A 22095-nucleotide genomic window follows, 5' to 3' on the forward strand; every position below is an offset into this window, starting at 1 on the left:
GACAAGGCGGGCTTCGGGCAAGGGGGACTGCCGGGCGAGGGCCTGCCCAGGCCAAGGGGTCGTCAGGCGAGGGGGTCGGTGAACACCAGTCGCAGCTCGCTGGTGCAGGCGCGTCCGTCGCCGCCCGGCAACCAGGCGTGGTGCGGATCGGGATGCATCTCCATCACGGCGACGACACCCCCGCTCCTCCGCACTCCGGCCAGGAACACGCCGACCAAAAGCGGACTGTCGAAGTCCAGGTAGACCGGCTTTTGCCGGAGACCGGCCCGCCAGAACACGAAGCGGGGCATCCCGAGGTCCCGCGCCCAGCGCCGTACGCGGACGTAGGCGGCGGCCTCGTCGACCTCGTCCCAGCCGGGGATCTCGACAGCAGGCACTCGCCACGCCTCGCGGGCGATCACGAGCCTGTCGACCGTGACCCTGGGGGTATGCGGGTGTGGCGCGAGCGGGCGGAAGAGGTCGCCGAGCTGCTCCTGGGCGATCTCCCCGAAGACGTCGAGGACGCCGAGGCGCGCCCCGCCGGGGACGGGGACGACGATCTTCGACGGGTCGTCCGGGTCGCGCTGGGCGATCAGGTCCGCCAGCTCCAGGCGCCGCCCCGCCGGTGCGGCCCGCTGCCCGTTGCCCGGGGCGAAGGACATGTACCAGTAGCGGTCGGAGTACAGCTCGGGGGTGGGGTAGTCCCGCCCGGTGAACTCGCCGGACCGGGGATAGAGGGGGACGACGCGCGGATGCCGGGCCGGCCCGGCATCCGCGAGGCGGCGCAGGCGGGCCGGGTCGGGGTGGAACTCGGCGAAGGTGGCGGAGTCCACGGTGACCATGGCGGGGTGCATCTCGCCGAGCACGAGCTCGAAGCGGCCGGCGCGAGCCTCGGCGGCGCCGCGTGCGGCGATCATGACGTCCGGGCTGTGGAAGGCCGCGCCGTACCAGCCGGGGAAGGGTGCGGCGAAGTGCTCGCGGATCGAAGGGGCCAGGTCGGCGACGGTCCTCGTCACGCGCCGCGCACCCGGCTCGTACGCCAGCACCTCATGCCAGACGCGTTGGAACTCCTCGGCCGCCGCCGTGTACCAGGATTGGTCGCTGCGCAGGTCGAGGAACCGCCGGACGAGCAGCCCGAGCGGCAACGGCCGCCCCGTCTCGGCGATCTCGCCGTACAGGCGCTCCACGAGCGCCTCCAGGCAGGTCCCGAACCTCCAGGTCAGCCAACGGGCACTGGTGAGCACCAGGGACATGGGCGGTACGAGCGCATCTCGCAGACCCGCGCCCAGACTGAGCCGCAGATCCCGCTCGCACTCCTCGTAGACGGCGCGCCTGCCCGTCGGGCGCTGATCCTTCGCGCGGATCGGGGCCGCGCCGATGAGTGCGGCCAGATCCGCGTCGAGGGCGGCCAACGCCTTCTCCAGCGCCTCAGGTTTCCCAGCGGCCGACTCGACGGTGCTGAGGTGTGATTCGAGCCGGTCGAGGGCCGGGACGGCGTGCGGCGCCGCCCGTGTGAGCCTGTCGCGCAGCGCACGCTCCGGCCAGGCGTCCTGAGGCACATCGGGCCGCCAGGCGATCAGCCCCGCGGCCTGGAGCTCGCCGAGCGCGGCGAGGACCTCGTCCTCGCCGCGGACGCCCGGCGTGCCACGCCAGCGCAGATCGGCGGTGATGTCCCGGGGGATCCTCGTTCCGTCGACGGCAGCCAGCACTGCGGCCTGCATGGCGGTGAGGCGGCGGGCGGCGCCGTCCGGCCCTATCACCAGGGTTCCCGTGACGGCCACGCCGGGGAGGCGCGCCGCGGGGAACCTGCGACGCAGCGCGGGATCCTCGGCGAGCGCCGCCGCCACCGCGTCGATCGCCCAGTCCTCGAAGTGCACCGATCGGCGGGCGACCAGGCCGGGACCCGGCGAGGCCTCAAGATAGGGGACGTCGTCGTCGAAGACGGCCCAGGAGTACGGGCCGAAGAAACCGATCGTCTCGTTGCGGGCGTGATAGCGCTGGGCGTACCTGGCGAGGGTCGCCTCCTTGCGCCGCCTGTCCTGGTTGCGCCGGTACGGATCCTCGTGGCGCCGCAGCCAGCCGACGACGCCGTCGATCGCGGCGGGGTTCTGCCAGAGCAGGGCCGTGCGGAAACGTTCCTCCTCTGCCATGAGCAGGAGTCGTACGCCAGTGCGTCTTATGCCCTCGTGCCAGCTCTCCCGCAGGCGCCCGGAGTCCGGGTCGTCCGTGAGCGCCGTCTCGGCAGTAACGGGGTCGGCCAGGTCGAGGAGCGCCGAGACAGGAAAGCCCGTGCCGCGGACGACGACATCGGGCCATGGCCGCCATGAGTCCATTCAGTCCAGCCCGGCCCGGAGCGTGGCGCTCCAGCGGTCGCGGCTTGTGTATGCGCTGCCGAGAGGTGAGATCACCAGATGCGTTGCGCCCGCGGCCACGTACTCCTCGAACCGGGCTCGGGCCTGCTCGGGCGTGCCCCGCACGGACAGCGCCTGGAACATCGCGTCGTCCGCGCGGCCCATTCTGACTTGGGCATCGAAGCCGCTGGCAGAGAAGAGGCGCCGGTAGGTCGGCACGCGCAGGTACTCGGAGAGGTAACCGGTGAACGACTCGCGGTCCTCCTCCGGGTCGTCGGTCACCGCCGCGCTGACCACGGCGGCCACGTCGAAACCTCGCCCGTCCGGATACCTGCCGTCGGCGCGCTTGGCGAAGCCCCGGCGCAGCGCGGGGATGACCTGATCGCGGACATATTCGGCGGTGCACATCCACAACACCACGCCGTCGGCGAGCTCGGCGGCGAGCTCGAGCATGCGCGGCCCGAAAGCCCCAACGTAGATGGGCAGGCCGGGACGCCGGGACGTGGTGGGCGGGTGCATGGCGTGCCCGCTGAACCAGGTGCCGTCGTGGTCGACCGCGCCGTTCCTGATGAGGTCGGCCGCGATCTGCAGATATTCGCGCATGCCCTCCGTCGGATGCGGCGCCTTCCCGGCTCCCACCATCCACTCGCCGACGCCCCGGTGCCCGAGGCCGAGCCCGAGAGCGAACCGGCCGCCCGAGAGGTCGTCCAGCGTCATGGCCGCCTGGGCCATGAGGACGGGCGGGCGGGAGTAGAGCGGCAGGATGGCGTTCCCGAGCATGGACCGCTCCGTCCTGACGGCCATGCCGGCGATGATGACGGAGCTGTCGGGCTGGTTCGGCATCTGGATCAGCCACTGGGAAGAGGCCCCCAGCTCGTCGCCCATGACGGCGCGGTGCAGGGTCTCCCGCAGCGGAAGGTACTGGGGCGCGTGGACGATTCCCACTCGGTGGCTCATTCGCCGTCCATTCTCAGCCGCAGGCTGCGCGGCCGCATGTCCGTCCAGACCTCGTCGATACGAGCGAGGCAGTCGTCCTTGGCGCCTTCCGTGCCCTCCGCCCGCCAGCCACTCGGCATCGGCCGGTTCGCCGGCCAGATGGAGTACTGGTCCTCATCGTTGAGCACCACCCGGTACATGCAGGTGTCATCATCCTCGAACACGCCCCAATCCTGACCCGGATGTCCCCCCACCGCCCGGCTCCAGGGCCGACGTGGCGACTAGTCGCCAGCTATCCGGACGGATCTTCCATCCGCCGCCCGCGGCCCCCAGACTGCCGGACGTAGGACAGGCGGGCATTCGGTCCGGGGAAAGGACTCATGACGACTGACTCAGGCGACAGCTCCCTCTCTCCCGTCAAGCGAGCTCTCTTGGACAGGCTTCGGGCGGGAGGCGGGACCGGATCGCGAGAGACCCCCGCGATTCCCCGCCGTACCGGCTCGGGGCCGCTCCCGCTCATGCCCAACCAGTCTCTCGTCTGGATGGTGAGTCAGCTCGTTCCCGACATGCCCCTGTACAACGACAGGTTCCTGGTCCGGATACCTCCCGGGGTGGACGAGGAGACGATGGCCGACGCGATGGACCGCGTGGTCGCGGAGCAGGAGGCGCTGCGAATAGTCGTCGAGGTCGTGAACGGAGAGCCGCGGCAGCGGGCACTGCCGCCTTCCCCCGGGGCGTTGCAGGTGATCGACGCGGCGCCGGAGCCGGGCGAGGACGGCGATGCGGCGGCGGTGCGGGTAGCGAACGAGCTGGCCGACCGGCCGTTCGACCTGGCGGCGGGCCCGCTCGCGCGCTTCGCGCTGATCCGTGCCGGTGAGCGCCGGTTCCTGACCGTGTGCGTCCATCATCTGGTCTGCGACGCGTACGGCCTGAGCATCATCGTGAAGCGGGCGGTCGAGGGCGGGCCCGGCCCGGAGACGTCCTTCCTCGACTACGTGGAGTGGCAGCAGGGCAGGCTGGAGCACGGTTTCGGGGCCGAGCTGGATTACTGGGGCCGGACGCTGGCCGGAGTCGGGCCGAATCTGGAGTTGCCCGCGGACCGGCCTCGCCTCTTGGTCCCGGACTTCAGGGGCGGCCACCATCTGCTGTCGCTGGACGCTGAGCTGTCCGAGCGGGTGGCCGCTGCCGCGCGTACCGCGGGCACCACCCCGTTCGCCGTGCTGCTCACGGCCTTCTACGAACTGCTCGCGCGGGTGAGCGGACGGCGCGACCTCGTGGTGGGTACCACGATGCTAAGCAGGCCCGTGCGCGAGACCCACGAGGTCGTCGGCATGTTCGCCGACATGGTGCCCCTTCGCCTGCTGCGCGACGATCCGCTGACGTTCGCGCAGGCGCTGACCCGGGTCCGCGAGGTCGTCGCCGGGGCCTTCGCCCACCAGGACATCCCCTTCGCAAACCTGGTCGAGCGGCTGAACCTGCCGCGCGCCGCCAACGCCCCGGCCCTGTTCTCCATCCTGTTCAACATGCCGGGACTGACATTCGCGGTCGGCGACGAGCTGCTCCCGCTCTCTTACAGCACGCGCGGCACCCAGTTCGACCTCATCTTCAACGTCCTGGAGCAGGCAGGCCGGTTCGAACTGGACGTTCAGTACTCCGACGTGTTCGAACCGGAGACGATCGCCCGGTGGTCAGGATGGTGGGAGAGCCTGCTGCGGCAGGGGCTGGACCGCCCGGACGTGCCGTTGCGGGAGCTGGACATGCTCGGGTCGCGCGTGCGTCTCCGCCTCGCCCAGGCCGGCCACCGCCCGGAGGCCGAGACGCCGGCGGAGTCGCTGTGGGAGCCGGTCGCCCGGCACGCCGCGGCGGCGCCCGGCACCCCGGCGTTCCGCGGGCTCACCTACGGGGAGCTGTTCGCGCGTGTCCGGCGGCTGGCCGCCGCGCTGCGCGCCCGCGGCGTCGGGCCCGGCACGCGGGTCGTCACCCTCTTGCCCGGCGGCGCGGACTTCGTCGCCGCCGCCCTCGCCGTGTGGATGCGGGGCGCGACCCTTGTCCCGCTGGACCCCCGTCACCCCTCCGCGAGGACCGAGCGCGCGGCCCGCGCCGTCGATCCGAGCGTCGCCGTCGACCCCGGGCTGTTCCTGGAGCTGCTGGGGAGCGTCCCGGACGGCGCCGCCGACCCGTCGCCCCCGGCCGCGCCGTACGCTCCCGAGGCCGCCGCCGCGATCATGTTCACCAGCGGCTCCACGGGGACGCCGAAGGGCGTGGTGCTCTCCTACGGTGCGCTGGGCGGCCACGCCGCCCAGATGGCCCGCCTGTGGGAGCTCGGCCCCGCCGACCGGGTCCTGCAGTACGCCTCACCCGCGTTCGACACCTCGCTTGAGCAGATTCTGGTCGCGCTGACGGCCGGGGCCGCCCTGGTCGCACGGGAGGGCAACCCGTGGCTCCCGGCGACCGCATGGCGGGTGATCGCCGACGAGTGTGTCACCGTCGCGAACCTGCCCACCGCGCTCGTGCACCAGATGGCCGAGGAGGAAGTGCCCGACGGGCTGCATCTGCGGCTGTTCATGCCCGGCGGCGAGGCGCTGTCATCTGGAATGGCCGAGCGCCTGCGCGCCGCCCTGCCCGATGGCTGTGCCCTGTGGAACATGTACGGTCCCACGGAGGGAGTCGTCACCGCGCTCGCCCACGTCCTCGACGGAACGGCCCGCGGCCCCGTCGTCCCGATCGGGCGGCCCCTGCCCGGGCGCCGCGTCGCCCTGCTCGACGGGGACCTGCGCCCGGTTCCGCCCGGCGGTATCGGGGAGATCTGCCTGGGCGGGCCGATGCTGGCACAGGGCTATCTCGACGCCCCCGTGCCGACCGGCCGCGGCTTCGTGCCGGATCCGGACGGTCCGCCCGGGTCGCGGCTCTACCGCACCGGCGACCTCGGACGATGGACCTTCGACTGGATTCTGGAGTTCCGCGGCCGACGTGATCGGCAGGTCAAGGTGTCCGGCGTCCGGGTCGAGCCGGAAGAGGTCGAGGCCGCACTCACCTCACTCGACGGAGTCGCCGAGGCCGCAGTGACGGCGCGCCGCGTCGAGGACCAGACCTTGCTCCACGCGTACCTCGTAGCCGAGGGCCCGCAGCCCGATGGTGACCGGGCCCGCCGTCGAGCGACGGCGACGGTCTGGGAGGCCCTGTCCGCGCTGCTGCCGCCCGCCCTGATGCCCGCGACCCTGACCTTCCTGCAGGCCCTCCCGACCGGGCCCACCGGGAAGATCGACCATGCCGCGCTCCCGGCGCCGCCCGCTCGGTCCGCGGCCCCAGCGCGCCCGGTGGACGAGGTGGCCACGGCCATGACGCGCGCCATGAGCGAGACGCTCGGTGTCCCGGTAGGGACGAACGACGACTTCTTCGCCCTCGGCGGCACCTCTCTGTCCGCCATGCGGGTGCTCGCCGCAGTGCGCGCGTCCACCGGGTGCGACCTGACCCTCCCCGACCTGTACACAGCGCGTACGCCCGCGGCTCTGGCTCGCCTAAGCCGCCGGACGCGCGAAGCCGTCCCGCTTGCGACGGCGCCCGTCGCCGAACCGGTTCCCGCCACATCCGCACAGCGCCGTCTGTGGACGCTGGAAAAGCTCGCGGAGGACGTCGCCCTCTACACCGTCCCTGCCATCGTCGAGGTCGCTCGGCCGCTCGCCCTCGCCGCGACGGCGCAGGCGTGGGACTGGCTGCTGCGCAGACACGACGTCCTGCGCGCCGCGTTCAAGCTGACCGCCGAGGGGCTGTTCCTGCGGCCCGGTACCGCTGGCGAACGGCCCACGCTGACAGACCTGAGCAAGGTGCCGGAGCACGAGGCGAGGGCGAGATGCGAGCAGATCGTGGCCGCCGACATGGCCCGGCCGTTCGACCTCGAGAGCGGGCCGCTCGCCCGGCTCCGGCTGGTCACCCTCGGTGAGGACCGGACCCTGCTGGTCCTCACCGCCCACCACACCGTCTGCGACGGGTGGTCGGTCCGGATCCTGGTCGATGAATTGCTCGCGGCCGAGCACGCCTTCCGGCGCGGGACGCAGCCGGTCCTGCCGCCGCCCGGACCGTCGTTCGCCGACGTCGCGGCCTGGGCGGCCGCCCGCCCAGCCGACCCTGACGCGCTGACCGAGTGGCGCGCGATCCTCGAAGGCGTCCCGCTAGCGCTGGACCTGCCGCTCGATCGCCCGAGGTCTCCAAAGCCCGGCTTCCGGGCCGCGGCGCTGCCGCTCACCCTGGACGCGGAGCTCACGGCGCGCCTCGACGAGACGGCCAGGCTCCTGGGCGTCACCGCCTTCACGCTGATCCTGGCCGCCTGGCAGGTGACTCTCGCACAATGGACCGGTCAGGACGACTTCGTCGTGGGCGTGCCGTACCACGGGCGCGACGTTCCCGGCGTGGAGCACACGGTCGGCATGTTCGTCGAGACGCTTCCCGTACCCGCTCGCGTCCACCCCGGCGACACGGTGTCCAGCCTGCTGCGCGCGACGTTCGCCCAGGTGATCCGCTGCATCGTGAACGCCGACGTCACCTTCGAGGCGATCGTCGGGGACGTGCGCGGCCGTGCGGGCCTCGCCCGCGACTCCCTGGTGCAGGTGCTGCTGGCCTACCAGGACGAGGACAACGGCGCGGGCGCGGAGACGGACCGCCGCATGCTGGCGGTGCCCACGGGTTCGCTCGACCTCGACCTGATCCTCAACCTGGAGCGCGACGGGCCAGTGATCCGCGGCGGTGTGGAATACCGCGCCGAGCTGTTCGAAGCGGCCACCATCGGGCGCGTGACGGCCCACTACCTCACGGTCCTCGGTGCCCTCGCCGCAGAGCCGCACCGGCTCGTCAGAGATCTGCCGCCGCTGCCGGCGGCCCCGTCGCCTCTCGCCGAGACGCATGGCGGCGAAACCACCGAACGCGAGGAGCGCGCTGTGGAAGATGCGGTTGAGCAGGTAGTGGCCAGTGTCTGGCGCGAGGCCCTGGACGCGCCGCCGGACCTCGAACTGGACCTGGACGCCGACTTTTTCGAGCTGGGCGGCGACTCCTTCGCCGCGACCCGGGTCACATTGCGGCTGGCCGAGCTGCTCGACATGTTCGTGCCCGTGCGCGGAGTTTTCGCCAATCCGACGATCGCCGCCTTGGCCGACTTGCTCCGCCGGCTCGAACCCGAGCGGACGGAGCTTGCCGCCGCCGCGCTCGTCGAGATGGTCCGGGCCGCGGGCGAGGAGCCCGCCCAGCTCGGCGGGGACCAGCCGTGACCGCGTCCCGCCGGGTTCGGGCCCTCCGCCTGCCCGCCGGTCGGGTCACGCCCACCGACCGCTCACGGGGCGGGCCTTCCCGCCTGCCGCGCGCCGACCGGAGCGGACGGCTCCCGCTGTCGCACGCGCAGGAGCAGCTCTGGCTCGGCGAGCGGCTGCGGCTGAGCGTTCCGCTGTACAACGTCCCCCTCGCCGTGCGCCTCCAGGCCTCGCTCTCGCGCGAGGACCTGTCCTCGGCCCTGACCGAGCTGGTACTCAGGCACGAGGCGCTGCGGACCGCCTTCGGCGAGGACGACGGCGTGCCGTACCAGTGCGTCCGCCCGGTCCGCGAGCCTCCGATCACGATGATCGACCTGACCGGCGAGGATCCCGCCGCTGCGGAGGCCCGGCTGGCCGGGCTGCTGGAGGAGTTCGGGCAGACCCCCTTCGACCTGGTGTCCGGGCAACCGCTGCGGGCGCTGGCCGTACCGCTGGGCCCGGCGGAGACGGTCCTCGCCCTCTGCGTGCACCACCTCGCATGCGACGGGCACTCCCTGAACCGGCTCCTGGACGAGCTGGCGGCCCTGGCCGAGGGCGCCACCCTGCCGCCGATCGACGTGCAGTACGGCGACTTCGCCGTCTGGGACCGCTCGGAACCGCCGGAGCGGGCCTCGGGCATCGTGTACTGGCGCGACCGCCTGCGAGAACTGCCCGTGGTGCTGGACCTGCCACTCGACCGCCCCCGGCCCGCGACCTGGACCGGGCGCGGCGCGCGGCTGGTGCGCACGCTCCCCGGCGACCTGGCCGCCCGGCTGCGGGAGACGGCGCGACGGCTCGGAGTGACCCCGTTCACGGTCCTGTTCACCGCGTGCCAGGTGGTGGTCAGCCGGTACAGCGGCGCGCCGGACTTCCTGCTCGGTGTGCCGACGCTGGGTCGGGGCCACCCCGAGGTCGCCGGAGTGGTCGGGAACTTCGTCACCATGCTGCCCGTCGGCTGCCGGGTCGAGCCCGGCGCGTCCTTCGCCGAGCTGGCCGCGCGAACCGCTGCGGACCTCGCCGCGGACCTGGTCCACGAGCACATCCCCCTGCCGATCATCGCCAGGGAACTGGCCGTTCCCCGGGACCTCTCCCGGGCGCCGCTCACGCAGACGGTGTTCACCCACAACGCGGTGAGGATGCGGGCGGACGGCGTGGAGCGCCTGCACGTGGACACGGCTACCGCCAAGTACGACCTCACCTTCTCCGCCGCCGAGTACGACGCGGAGATCGACATCGGGCTCGAATATGCCGAGGACCTGTTCGAGCGGGCGACCGCGAAGTCGTTGCTCTCGTCGTACGGCCAGGTGCTGGCCGCCGTCGCGGCCGATCCGGATCGCCGCGTCGCCGACCTGCTCACGCCCGCCCCGGCCGCCTCGTCCGAGGCGGCTGAGGCTGACGAGGCGCTCACGGAGCCGGACGGCCTGCACCTGCGCCTCGCCGAGACGGCTCGTCGGCGCCCCAGGGCGCTCGCCGTCAGCGGAGGCGGCGTCTCGATGTCGTACGGCGAGCTCGACGCCCGCGCCCGGCTGATCGCCGGGTGGCTCCATGCCCGCGGAGTAGGACGGGGCGACCTGGTCGCCGTTCACCTCGCCCGTACTCCCGACCTCATCGCCGCCCTGGCCGGCGTCCTGTACGCGGGGGCGGGATACCTGCCGCTCGAACCCGCACATCCCGACGAGCGCGTCCTTGCCCTGATCGACGACGCCGGAGTGGCCGCCGTGATGTGCGAGCCGGATCTGGCCGGCAAAGTCGCGCACCGCATGCCCGTCATGCCCGTCCTCCTGTCCGGTGCCGAGGCGGGCACGGCGCCGTACGGCCCCGAGCCCACGCTGCCGGACGAGACGGCCTACGTCATCTATACCTCGGGCTCGACCGGGACTCCCAAGGGGGTGGTGATCACCCACGGCAACGCCCTGGCCCTGCTGGCGGACGTGGGTGGCAGGATCGCTCCCACGGAGGACGAAGTGTGGACCCTCTTCCACTCCGTGGCCTTCGACTTCTCCGTGTGGGAGATCTGGGGCGCGCTGCTCTCGGGCGGCCGGCTGGTCGTCGTGCCCTGGGAGACCGCCCGCATACCCGAGAGCTTCGCAGCGCTGCTCCGGGACGAAGGCGTGACCGTGCTCAGCCAGACGCCCTCGTCGTTCCGCGAACTCGCCGCGCTGGCGGCCGCGGGGGCCTGCCCGCCGCTGGCTCTGCGCTGGGTGGTCTTCGGCGGCGAGGCCCTGGACCCGGCGACCGTCAGGCTCTGGTGGAGCAACCGGGGAGCCGAGCGCCCGCGGCTCGCCAACCTGTACGGCATCACCGAGACCACGGTGCACGTCACGTTCCACGAGCTGACCCCGGAGACGCTGCCGCCCGCCGTGGGAACCCCGATCGGGCGCCCCCTCGACCGCTGGGAGGTCCTCCTCCTCGACGCCGCTGGCCGCGAAGTGATACCCGGCGCCGTCGGCGAGATCCATGTCTCGGGGGCCGGTCTCGCCCGTGGCTACTTGAACCGCCCGCGGCTGACCGCTGAACGCTTCGTCCCGCATCCCCACCGGCCCGGGCGGCGGCTCTACCGATCCGGCGACCTGGCGCGGCTCCGGCTGGACGGGACATTGGAGTATCTCGGACGCGGCGACCAGCAAATCAAGATCAGGGGGGTCCGCGTCGAGTTGGGCGAGGTCGAGGCGGTCCTGGCGGTCCAGTCGGGAGTGACCGCGGCGGCGGCCGCCCTGCGGACCTCGGCGAGCGGGCGGCCGGTTCTCGTCGGCTACCTCGTCGGATCCGCCGACCCCACCGAGGTCCGCCGCCGGATGACGCGCCTGCTGCCCGAGCCGATGGTGCCGTCGGTGGTGGTCGTCGTCGACCGCCTGCCCCTGACTGGGAACGGCAAGCTCGACCGCGCCGCCCTTCCCGCGCCCGGTCGTAGGCGAAAGGGCGTGGACGACGCGCCGGCCACGCCCGCCGAGAGGGAGGTCGCCGCCATCTGGTCGGAGCTCCTCGGCCTGGAACCCGGCAGGGCGCGGCGCGACGACAACTTCTTCGGGCTGGGGGGCGACTCCATCCTCGCTCTGCGGGTCGTCGCGCGGCTGGCGGAGCGTGGCCTCCGCCTACGAGTCGAGGACGTCTTCACCGCCCAGACCCTGGCCGAGCAGGCCGCGGAGACAGCGGCGGAGACCGCCGGGCCCGAGGCTGCTCCGGCACGGGTCGCGCGCTTCGCGGGCGTCTCCGCGGACGACGTCGACCGCCTGCCCCCGGGCCTGGCGGACGCGTATCCGCTGACCATGCTCCAGGCCGGGATGCTCTACCACCAAGAGAGCGGCGGGGAGCACCCTCCTTACCACAACGTCACGACGCTGCGCGTGGCCGGGCCGGTTGACCTAGCGGCGCTTCAGCAGGCGTACGACCTGGTCGTGGCCCGCCATCCGGTGCTTCGCACCTCCTTCGACCTGGCGTCCTATGGTGAGCCGCTGCAACTGGTCCACGAGCGGGTCAGGGTCCCCATCGGATACGTGGACCTGGGATCCCTCGACCTAGAGGGCCAGGAGGAGGCCGTCCGGGCGTGGATGACCGTCCATCAGCGCCAGCCCCTCGACCTGAGCGCCCCGCCCCTGCTCCGGCTGCACGTCCTGCGGTCCGGTCCGGAGGAGATGTGGCTAGGCCTGGTCGAGTGCCATGCGATCCTGGACGGCTGGAGCCTCACCTCGACGTTGCAGGAGATCCTGGACCGCTACGGGGAACTGCTGGTCGGGTCGCCGCCCACGGTCGAGGCGCCGCCCGAGCCCTTGTTCCACGAGTATGTGCTCGCTGAGCGGGCCGCCGCCGCGAATCCGGAGGCCGCGGTGTACTGGGACAGCCTCGTCTCCGGGGTCGAGCCGCCCCGGCTCCCCGCTGCGGCCGAGAATCCCCGTCCGGCGCGACGGAGGGTGATTCCCCTCGGCGAGGAGGTCGCCGCCGGTCTCGCGGGGCTCGCCGTACGGGCGGGCGTCCCGCTCAAGAGCGTTCTCCTCGCCGCGCACGCCGTGGCCGTATCACGGCTGGCCGGAGTGTCTGAGGTGCTGACCGGGCTGGTCACCAACGGACGCCTGGAACACGGCCGCGGCGACGAGACGCGCGGACTGTTCCTCAACACCGTGCCGGTGCGACTGCCGGGAGCCGCCGCCTCGTGGGAGGAGACGGCCCAGGCCGCCTTCGACGCCGAGCGTGAGCTCCAGCCGTACCGCAGAAGGCCGGGCGGGCTGCTGCAGCGCGCCGTGGGCGGCAGAGCGCTGCTGGAGACGTTCTTCAACTACACCAGCTTTCACTCCATGAGCCTCGGCACAAAGCACGGCGGGATCCGGCTGACCTCGGGGTTCAGAGAGCAGGCCAGCACCGACTTCCCGCTGATGGCCTCGTTCGACCGCGTGGTCGCCGACGGGGTCGAGCACCTCACGCTGCTGCTCGGCATCAACGAGCCGTACGCCGAAGAAGAGCAGATCGCGGAGATGTACGTCTCCGTGCTGCGCGCCGCGGCCCGGGGACACCCCGCACCGGCTGCGCACGCCGAACTCCCCTCCGGCGACAAGCTGCTGACGGAAGGTGAGGGGGAGCACGTGACGTGGCCGCCGGGCGAGACCCTGGTCGGGGTCATCGGGGCGAAGTCCCGTGCGTGCGAGGGCGTCGTCGCCGTGACGGAGGGAGCCACCGGCCTGACGCTGACCTATGCCGAGCTCTGGGCGCGGGCCGGTGCCCTCGCGGAGCGCCTGCGGGCGATCGGGGTGACGAGCGAGTCCCACGTGGGGGTCCGTATGTCGCGCTCGGCGCGTCAGGTCGTTGCCGTGCTCGGCATCGCCATGAGCGGCGCTGCGTATGTGCCCCTGGAACCCGATGCGGCGGAGCTGCGGCTGCGGATGATCCTCGACGATGCCGACCCCGTCCTGGTGCTGGACGACGACGCCGACCTCTCGCCGCCCGCCGGTCCGAGGCCCCCCGCGGTCGCCGCGGACGGGGACGCCCGCACCGCCGCATATGTGATCTTCACGTCGGGTTCGACCGGCCGACCCAAGGGTGTGGTGGTCGAGCAGGCGGCCCTCTACAACCGCATTGCCTGGGCCCAGCGGGCCTTTCCGCTCGGCCCCGGCGACCGCGTGCTGATGAAGACGCCGATCGGGTTCGACGTGTCGGTCTGGGAGTTCTTCTGGCCCTTGCTCGCGGGCGCGCGGATCGTCGTCGTTCCGCCCGAGGCGCATCGGGACATGGGGGAGCTCGTCCGACTGATTCGCCGCGAAGAGCCCACCGTCGTGCACTTCGTGCCGTCCGTACTCGAACGCTTCCTCGCGGAGCCCGGCTCCGACTGCCCGAGCCTGCGCCTGATCGTCTGCAGCGGCGAGGCCCTCCATGCGGACCTGGCGGCGAGAACGCTCGCGCGGATGCCATGGATGCGGCTGGAGAACCTGTACGGGCCGACTGAGGCCGCCATCGACGTCACCAGCGCCACGGCCGTAGCGGGCGCGGGCGCGGGGACCGTGCCCATCGGCCGTCCCATCGCCAATACCGTGGTCCGGGTGCTCGATCCGGCGGGCCGCCCCGTGCCCGTGAGCGCCACCGGAGAGCTGTACCTCGGAGGGGCCGGCCTGGCCAGGGGATACCTCGGACGCCCCGCCCTGACCGCCGCGCGGTTCGTACCCGACCCGTACGGCCGGCCGGGCGGGCGGCTGTATCGCACGGGAGATCGGGTCCGCTGGACGCGCCGTGAGGGACTGGAGTTCCTCGGCCGCTTCGACGACCAGATCAAGATTGGTGGCATGCGGCTCGAACCGGGTGAGATCGAGGCGGCGCTCGCGAGCGCGCCCGGGATCGCGGCCGCGGCGGCCGTCCTGCGCCCGCTCGGCGGCGGACGGCACGGACTCGCCGCGTTCGTGGTGCCCGAGCACACCGCGGTCGACGCCCAAGCCGTCCGCCGCCACCTGAGTTGTCGCCTGCCCGTCGGCGCGCAGCCGGCGCGCCTGGAGACGATCGGTTCGCTGCCGCTGACGCCCAATGGCAAGCTGGACCGCGCGGCCCTGCGCGCCCTTCCCCTCACCGGCGACGAGCGGGACGAGCGGGTCCCGCCGCGCACTCCGAAGGAACGGCTCCTCGCGGACCTGTGGCGGCAGGTGCTCGGCGTGGCCGTGGTCGGCGTGCACGACGACTTCTACGCCCTGGGCGGCGACTCCATCCTGGCACTGCAGATCGCGGGCCGCGCCCGGGCGGCCGGACTGCCCGTACAGCCTCGCGACGTGTTGACCGCGTCCACCATCGCGCGTCTGGCCGAGGCCGGAGCACGGGCGGCCGGGGACGAGCCCGCCGGGGACGAGCCCGCCGGGGACGAGCCCAACGTGCCGGCCGATCCGCTCAGGGCACCGCTGACGCCGATCCAGCGCTGGTTCCTCGACGTCGCCGCGAGCAATCCGGGCCGTATCGACCAGTACGCGCTGCTGGAGCTCTCCGGCCCGGTCGACCCCGCCCGACTCGCCGACGCGGTGCGACTCCTGCTGGAGACCCACCCCATGCTGAGGTCGCGGCTGACCGGCGACGGCTGGTTCGAGGTGTGCCCGGTGCCGGACGACGGCCTGATCGAGACGATCGACCTCACGGACGTGGCTCCCGAGCGGCACTCGGAGCGCGTCCAGGAGATTGCCTGGGCCGCGGTGCGCGACTGGCCCCTCGACCGCCCGCCGCGGATCCGCTTCTTCCTCCTGAACCGCGGCCACGGCCGGCCGCCGTGGTTGCTCGTCGCCGCGCACCACCTGGCCACCGACGCCGTGTCCTGGCAGGTGCTCTTTGACGATCTCGTGGCTATCGCCACCGGCACGCCGCCCCGGCCCGTGGTGACCGGCTTCCCCGCGTACGCCCGCGCGCTCGCCGACTACGCGTCCTCCCCGCGGGCGCTCACCCAGCGCCCGTACTGGCGCGCGATCCAGGGGGGCGCGACCACGCGGCTTCCCGCCGCGCCGATGGCCGGCCCCGGCGACCTTCTCAGCGAGGAGGTCGTACGGTGCCGGCTCGAACAGGACGCGACCGGAGCGCTGCTGGCCCGCGCGGGCGGGCACGACATCATGGCGAGCCTGCTCGGCGCGCTGTCCTGGGCGTTCGGGGGATGGGTCCCCGACGGGGAGCTGGCCGTCATGCGGATGCACCACGGCCGCACCCTGCCCCACCTCCCCCAGGCCGATCTCAGCCGGGCCGTCGGCTGGTGCACCGCAATGCACCCCGTGCTGCTCCCGGTGCGCGGCGCCGGGACGCCAGCGGACGCCGCGGCGCGGATGGCAGGCCGGCTGACCGAGGTGCCCGACGACGGGGTGGGCTTCGGCGCCCTGCGCTGGCATGGAGGGCACTTCGCAGACGTACCCCCTCCCGACGTGGCCTTCAACTACATCGGGCAGGGGAGGGACCGCCCGGCCTGGAACGCGGTCGCGCGGCTGGTGACGCCGGGACCTCGGGACCGCAGGATCCCTGGTGAGAAGCGCGGCTTCCGGCTGTGGGTGCAGGTCGCCGTCGCGGACGGAGAACTGGTCGCCGACTGGCAGTACTCCGTGGACCGCGACCGGCGGGAGGTCGTCGCCGCCGCCGCGGACCGGTTCGTCGCGGCGCTGCGGGCGCTCGTGGCGGAACGGGGGCACGCGTGACCGTGCCGGAGACCTGGACCAGGTATACCCGCGCCCTCCCCCGCGCGCTTGATCGCCTGCTTTGCTTCCCGTACGCCGGAGGCGGCGCGGCGGCGTTCCGCGCCTGGGTCGGAGAGCTGGCGGCGTCGGGGACGGAGGTCTGGCCGGTCCAGCTCCCGGGCCGGGAGAACCGGTTCGGGGAGCCGCCGGTCAGCGACCTCCCGCGCCTGGTCGCCGAGCTGGCCGACGTGTTCGAGGACCGCCTGGGCGCGCTTCCGTACACGCTGTTCGGGCACAGCATGGGCGCCCGCGTGGCCTTCGAGTTCGCGCACGAGCTGCGCCGTCGCGATCGACCGCCGCCCAGGCTGCTGATCGTATCCGCGCACCGCCCGCCCCACCGCCTGGATCCCGATCCACCCGCACACGCACTGCCGCGCGACCGCTTCCTCGCCAGGCTCCGCACATATGGGGGTGTCTCCGAGGCGGTCCTGGCCGAGCCGTCCCTGCTGGACCTGATGCTGCCAGTTGTCAGGGCCGACTTCGCCCTGTTCGAACGCCATCCATGGCAACCCGAGCCGCTCCTCGGGTGCCCGATGACCGTCCTCGGCGGGCGTACCGACGCCCGAGTGCCCGCCGCCGAGCTGACCAACTGGGCCGAGCTCACCAAGGGCTCCTGCGAGCTGCGGATGTTCGACGGAGGGCACTTCTTCCTCGCCGAATCCCCCCACCAGGTGGTCGGAGCGGTTCGGGACGCCATCCTGCGGACGAGAGAAGGGACTGGACATGCCGGAGACATGCGGTGAACCGCCACCCGCCATTCACATCGACGGGCTGACCAAGACCTTCCATCAGGGTCGGCGGACCCTGATGGATCGGTTGGCCCGCCGCCCAGACCAGCGGGTCGAGGTGGCGGCGGTGGACGGGCTGGATCTCACGATCGGCCAGGCGGAGATCTTCGGGCTTCTCGGGCCCAACGGCGCGGGCAAGTCCACCACCGTACGGATGATCGCGACTCTTCTGGAGCCGACTGCGGGCACCGTGCGGGTGAACGGGGTGGACGTCGCCGCCGACCCGGCGGCGGCCCGGCGACGCCTCGGCACCGTTCTCGGCGGCGAGCGCAGCGTCTACTGGAAGCTCACCGGCCGGGAGAACCTGGAATACTTCGCCGCGCTCTACCAGATTCCTCGCGCACAGTGGGGTCCGCGGATCCAGGCCGTCCTGGAGGAGATGGACCTGTCGGAGCGCGCGGACGACTACGTCGAGCGCTACTCGACTGGGATGCGCCAGCGCCTGGCCATCGCCCGGGCACTGCTGCCCGAGCCCGCCGTACTGCTGCTTGACGAGCCGACCGCGGGCCTGGATCCCCAGGCCGCGCTTCACCTCCGCGAGCGGATATCGCGTTTGCGCGCCGCTGGCCGGTCCGTCGTGCTGACGACGCACTACATGGACGAGGCCGAGGAGCTGTGCGATCGCGTCGCCATCATCGACGGGGGGCGGATCGTCGCGCTGGGGACACCTGCGGAGCTGCGATCCCTGGTGAACGCGGGGCAGGTGGTACGTGTGCAGTTCGAGGACGTCAGCGCGGACGCTGAGGCCGCTCTCGTCGAGCGGATCGGGCGGGTAGCCGACGTGGTGGACAAGGAGCACGAGGGGGCGGCTTTCACGCTGACGCTCCACGTCTCCGCCGGAGAGGAACCGCTCCCGCGCGTCATCGACGTCTCCCTGAGCCTGGGCGTGACGCTCCGCCGGGTGGACGTCGAGCCGGTGACGCTGGAGGACGTTTTCCTGTCCGTGACCGGGAGGAGTCTGCGCGAATGAGCCGATCGACCCCCGAGAACGCAAAGAGAGGTCGTCCGAGTGAATCTGAGAGCCGAGGCGCGGGCCTTCGCGGCGAGTACGGTCAAGGAGTGGGCGGAGATCAGACGCTATCCCGTCGTCTTCGTCTCGCTCGGCGCCTGGGCCCTGATCCTGCCCTTAGCGTACGTCGCCCAGGCGAGCGGGTACGCGGGCGGTGACCCGCGGGCGACCGCAGCCTTCGCCGAACGCGCCGGGACCGGCCAGGTGGTCGGCTATCTGTACCTCGGTTGGGCCATCCATCTGTGGATCTCGGTCGTCCTGTGGGGACCGGGGATGCTGCTCCGCGAGGAGCGGCAGCGCGGCACCCTGGAGGCGATCTTCCTCACGCCCACGTCGCGGTTCACCGTCCTCTTCGGTCCCGCGCCCGCCCACCTCCTGCCCGCGCTGGTCGTCTTCGGCACGGTCTTCGCGGCCCTGCGCTTCGCGTTCGGGGTGCCCATCGGACCCGGTGAGCTCGCTCGTGGCCTGCTCGTCCTGGCGGCGGCCACCCCCGCCTTGCTGGCCATGGGCGCGGTCTTCGCGACCGCGGCCCTCCGCTTCCAGGACGCCGGCGGCGTGGTCCAGATCGTCCGCGGGCTGCTCACCCTGCTGTGCGGGGTCACGTACCCGCTGGCGGTGCTTCCCGCATGGGCGCAACGGATCGGGGAGCTGCTGGCGCCGACGCACGTCATCGCCGAACTACGCGGAGCGGTCCTCGAAGGCGGGCGCTGGCAGCCGGACCGACTCGGCGTGATCGTCCTCGCCGTCTCGCCCGTCGTGCTGGCCATCGCCGCCATGGTGGTGTTCGCCGTGAGCATCAGGCACGCGCGGAGGACAGGAAGGCTCGGGTACCTCTGATGCGAATCAGCCTCAGCGTCATCGCGGCGGTCGCGGCGCGGGAGCTCCGGGTGGCCGCCCGCTACCCTGTCAGCGTCGCCAACCTCCTGGTGCTCGTGCCCCTTTACCAGCTCGTCCTCCCGGCCCTTCTCCTCGGCGCGGCGTTCCTCGTCGCGGGCCGTGCCATCGGCCTCGCCGGCCTCACCGGCACCGCCGACCTGGCAGGCTGGCTCACGATCGGAATGGCGTTCAGCGCGCTCATCGTCGGGGTGACGTGGGGCGTGGCGAACGCGATCGAGACAGACCGGGAACTGGGAACAATCGAACACAGCTGGGCGGCGCCCGTCTCCCGTGACTCGCTGCTCCTCGGCTCCATAACGAGCAGCACCCTGCTCGCGGCAGTCGCCGCGCTGATCATGTTCGCCATGGGATGGCTGATCTTCGGCGCGTCGTACGGCGCTGGCCTGCTGCTGATCCCGCTGGCCGCCGCGCTGGCCCTGCCCGGCGTGGCGGGCCTCGGCTACCTCGTGGCCGCCCTCGTGCTGCGCTGGCGTCACGCGGGCGAGGTCGTGGACAGCTTGGGTTATGTCCTCGCGATGCTGGCCGGCGTCGCGTTCCCCGTCTCCGTGCTGCCCTCTGCGCTCCAGGCTGTCGCATACGCAATACCCGTGACCTGGGCCATCGACATTTCCCGGGCGACGGCGCTCGGGGCCACGCCCATCCGGCCTGCGCCCGTCGAGATCGGGTTACTGGTGGTCACGTCGGCTGCCTGGCTGCTCGCCGGGCGCTGGCAGTTCCTGCGCGTCGAGCGTCGCCTCCTGGCCGACGGGACGCTCGGCCAGCACTGAGCGCATGGCCGGTACCGAGATCATGACCGGCGCGAAGGGCACGGCCGGCACGGCGTCCTATTCGAGAAGCACGGCTGCCGAGAGGACATGACGCGGATGCACGTGAATGGATCCACCGACGCCGGCGATCGGCCCGTGTGCGAGCGCGAACCGGAAGATCGTGAGGCGGTCCCGTACGGCGATCCCCTCGCCGCAGGCGGCAGGTCGCCGTATCTGGCGTACGGTCGCATCGACCTGTTGCTGTCGCTGCAGCGCCCTCGCACGGACATGCCGGCCGAGTTGTGCTTCGTCGTCGTGTGGCAGATCCAGGAACTGCTTTTCAAGCTGCTGCGGGAGGAGTTCGCGGCCGCCCGCGACCAGCTCGTGGCCGACCGCGTTCCCGACGCGCTGTGGACGCTGCGCCGCGCCGTGCCCGCGCAGCGGCTCCTGGTGGACACCTGGGAGGTGCTGCGGGGGATCGGCCCTGACGAGTTCGCCGCCTTCCGTGCCCACTTCGGGGGCGCGTCCGGCGTCCAGTCCTTCATGTACCGCCGGTTGGAGTTCGTCCTGGGGGAGAAGACGGCCCGCGCGATCAGACCGTACGCCGACATCCCCGCGATCGCCGCCGAGCTGGCCGCCGACCTGGCCGCCCCCAGCCTGTACGACGCGGCGCTCGGGCTACTCGCCCGGCGTGCCGGACTCGTGCCGCCGGACCACCTCAATCGAGATCTGACGCGGCCATACGAGCCGCGCCCCGAGGTGGAGCGGGCGTGGGCGGCGGTCTACCGCCCCGACGGGGACGGCGAACTGCGCCTGATGGCCGAGACCTTGAGCGACGTCTCCTACGAGTTCGGCCGCTGGCGCTCTGTGCACCTGCTCGTGACGGAGCGGATGATCGGTGGCAAACCGGGCTCCGGCGCCAGCGCCGGGATCGCCTGGCTGCGGCAGAACGCCGATCGCCGTCTGTTCCCCGAGCTCTGGACGGCGCGGGACTTGCTCTGAAGGACGCTCGAACGCAAGGCGGGCGCTCAGGCGTGGCTTCGCACCGCCCGCACCGGCAGGCTGCTGTAGCCGGAGAGGAAATTGGAGAAGACCCTGTTCCCCGGACCGGTTGGCTCGAAGTGGACCGCGAAGTCTCTGAGCAGCATCAGCAGGATGCGCAGCGCCGCCCGCCCCAGGTGGGCACCGACGCAGAAGTGCGGCCCGCGGCCGAGCGACAGGTGCCGGTTGGGCCACCGGGTGAGATCAAACGCCGACGGATCGGCGAACGCCCGCTCGTCGAAGTTGGCGGACGAGATCCACACTGTGACGATGTCCCCTGCCTGGATGCGCGCCCCTCCCAGCAGGGTGTCGCTCACGGCGTGGCGACCGAGGTGCATGGCGGGTGCCGTCCAGCGCAGGACCTCCTCCACGGCATGGTCGGCGGAGACGGTGCCCGCTAGCAAGGCCCGCCACTGCGCCGGGTGCTCGATGAGACTCTGGACGGCGCCGCCGGCGACCATACGGCTCGATTCGTCGCCGCCGATCAGTACGCTGTAGCAGTTGGCCGCGATCTCCTCGGCGGTCAACGGGCCGCCGGGAGGGGTGGCGGCGCCCAGGGCGCTCACGAGGTCGTCGCCGCCATCGGAGCGCCGGCGGCGGGCCAGCGTGTGGAAATAGGCCAGGATCTCGCTGCGGGCGACCATCGCGTCCCATTCGGTCGTCTTGCCCGTGTCCGAGCTGAGCGCCATCTTGCTCCAGGCCAGCAGGGCCGGCCGGTCGGATTCGGGGACCCCCATCAGTTCGCAGACCGTCGCGATCGGCACGTGGTCCGCGACATCGGCCATGAAGTCGAACTCGCCCTGGGCGACGGCGCGGGCCAGCAGGCTCCGGGTCCGCTCGCGTACGCCGGCGAGAACCGGCGCGAGCACGTTCGGCGCCAGCACTGTCCGGAGGAGGTGGCGAATCTCCCTGTGCCGCGGGCCGTCGCTGACCCCGGCCATCCGCCCTGACGCGGAGTCACCGCCCTTGAGCAGGGTGGCCAGCACGTTCCCCCCGCAGGAGGTGAACCGGTCGGGGGCGGAGCAGACCTCGGTTCCCTCGGCGTGCGTCACGACGACCCAGAATCCCGGCCGGTCAGGGCCCTCCGGATGCCAGTGCACCGGCGCGGCGTCGCGGAGCGCACGCCACATAGGGCGCATGCCGTCTCCCACGAAGGTCCGCGGGTCGGTGAGGTCGACCGTTATTCTCGGCGGCCCGTTGACCCCCGCTTCGCGCTCAGGGCCCGCGGGCACCTCCGGCGGGCATGCCGACTCCGAACCCGCTCGTCGCGGGTGAGCACTCTCCGATTCGGCCATGCTCACTGCCTCCAGACGGACGAAGGCGCCCGGGACGGGCGGGGGACCACCAGGTCGCGGGACACCCGTTTCGGAGGGTATGGCAGCCGGCCCGCCCCGTCCGCCGTAAT

The 22095-nt window shown here is 72.5% G+C and carries 11 protein-coding genes; 7 read left to right on the plus strand and 4 right to left on the minus strand.

The window, feature by feature from the left end:
- Positions 1–62 precede the first annotated feature (62 nt).
- Genes ACOZ38_RS37735 through ACOZ38_RS37745 form a run of 3 tightly spaced genes read right to left on the minus strand, consistent with a single transcriptional unit; the run spans position 63 to position 3490 of the window.
- Positions 63–2312, minus strand: coding sequence for a lantibiotic dehydratase (locus tag ACOZ38_RS37735; RefSeq protein ID WP_424535750.1), 2250 nt, complete (start codon positions 2310–2312; stop codon positions 63–65).
- Positions 2313–3287 carry an LLM class flavin-dependent oxidoreductase gene (locus tag ACOZ38_RS37740; protein ID WP_424535751.1) on the minus strand — a complete coding sequence of 325 codons (975 nt, stop codon included), beginning with the start codon at positions 3285–3287 and terminating at the stop codon, positions 2313–2315.
- Complete coding sequence (locus ACOZ38_RS37745) at positions 3284–3490, minus strand: MbtH family protein (protein WP_424535752.1); 207 nt, start codon at positions 3488–3490, stop codon at positions 3284–3286. Before ACOZ38_RS37745 ends, ACOZ38_RS37740 begins: the two co-directional genes overlap by 4 nt.
- Before the next feature lie 294 nt (positions 3491–3784).
- Between ACOZ38_RS37745 and ACOZ38_RS37750 the strand changes: the two genes are divergently transcribed.
- The 7 genes from ACOZ38_RS37750 to ACOZ38_RS37780 all read left to right on the plus strand — a co-directional run bounded on the left by ACOZ38_RS37750 (position 3785) and on the right by ACOZ38_RS37780 (position 20651).
- Entirely contained in the window at positions 3785–8524 is a 4740-nt protein-coding gene (locus tag ACOZ38_RS37750) for an amino acid adenylation domain-containing protein (RefSeq protein ID WP_424535753.1), read from the plus strand.
- Positions 8521–16170, plus strand: coding sequence for an amino acid adenylation domain-containing protein (locus tag ACOZ38_RS37755; RefSeq protein ID WP_424535754.1), 7650 nt, complete (start codon positions 8521–8523; stop codon positions 16168–16170). Before ACOZ38_RS37750 ends, ACOZ38_RS37755 begins: the two co-directional genes overlap by 4 nt.
- Positions 16167–16952: a thioesterase II family protein gene (locus ACOZ38_RS37760; RefSeq protein ID WP_424535755.1), complete on the plus strand. Its 786-nt coding sequence runs from the start codon at positions 16167–16169 to the stop codon at positions 16950–16952. Before ACOZ38_RS37755 ends, ACOZ38_RS37760 begins: the two co-directional genes overlap by 4 nt.
- 64 nt (positions 16953–17016) lie before the next feature.
- Positions 17017–17967 carry an ATP-binding cassette domain-containing protein gene (locus tag ACOZ38_RS37765; RefSeq protein WP_424535756.1) on the plus strand — a complete coding sequence of 317 codons (951 nt, stop codon included), beginning with the start codon at positions 17017–17019 and terminating at the stop codon, positions 17965–17967.
- Positions 17968–18006: 39 nt separating this feature from the next.
- Positions 18007–18843 (plus strand): ABC transporter permease, encoded by an 837-nt coding sequence (locus ACOZ38_RS37770; protein ID WP_424535757.1) that lies wholly within the window; start codon positions 18007–18009, stop codon positions 18841–18843.
- Positions 18843–19670 carry an ABC transporter permease gene (locus tag ACOZ38_RS37775; protein ID WP_424535758.1) on the plus strand — a complete coding sequence of 276 codons (828 nt, stop codon included), beginning with the start codon at positions 18843–18845 and terminating at the stop codon, positions 19668–19670. The genes ACOZ38_RS37770 and ACOZ38_RS37775 overlap by 1 nt, the downstream gene beginning before the upstream one ends.
- Before the next feature lie 96 nt (positions 19671–19766).
- Positions 19767–20651: a tryptophan 2,3-dioxygenase gene (locus tag ACOZ38_RS37780; protein WP_424535759.1), complete on the plus strand. Its 885-nt coding sequence runs from the start codon at positions 19767–19769 to the stop codon at positions 20649–20651.
- Positions 20652–20677: 26 nt separating this feature from the next.
- On the opposite strand, the gene ACOZ38_RS37785 is transcribed toward ACOZ38_RS37780, so the two are convergent.
- Complete coding sequence (locus tag ACOZ38_RS37785; protein ID WP_424535760.1) at positions 20678–21829, minus strand: cytochrome P450; 1152 nt, start codon at positions 21827–21829, stop codon at positions 20678–20680.
- Positions 21830–22095 lie beyond the last annotated feature (266 nt).

This window comes from Sphaerisporangium viridialbum (assembly GCF_049674955.1).
Lineage (GTDB): Bacteria > Actinomycetota > Actinomycetes > Streptosporangiales > Streptosporangiaceae > Sphaerisporangium > Sphaerisporangium viridialbum.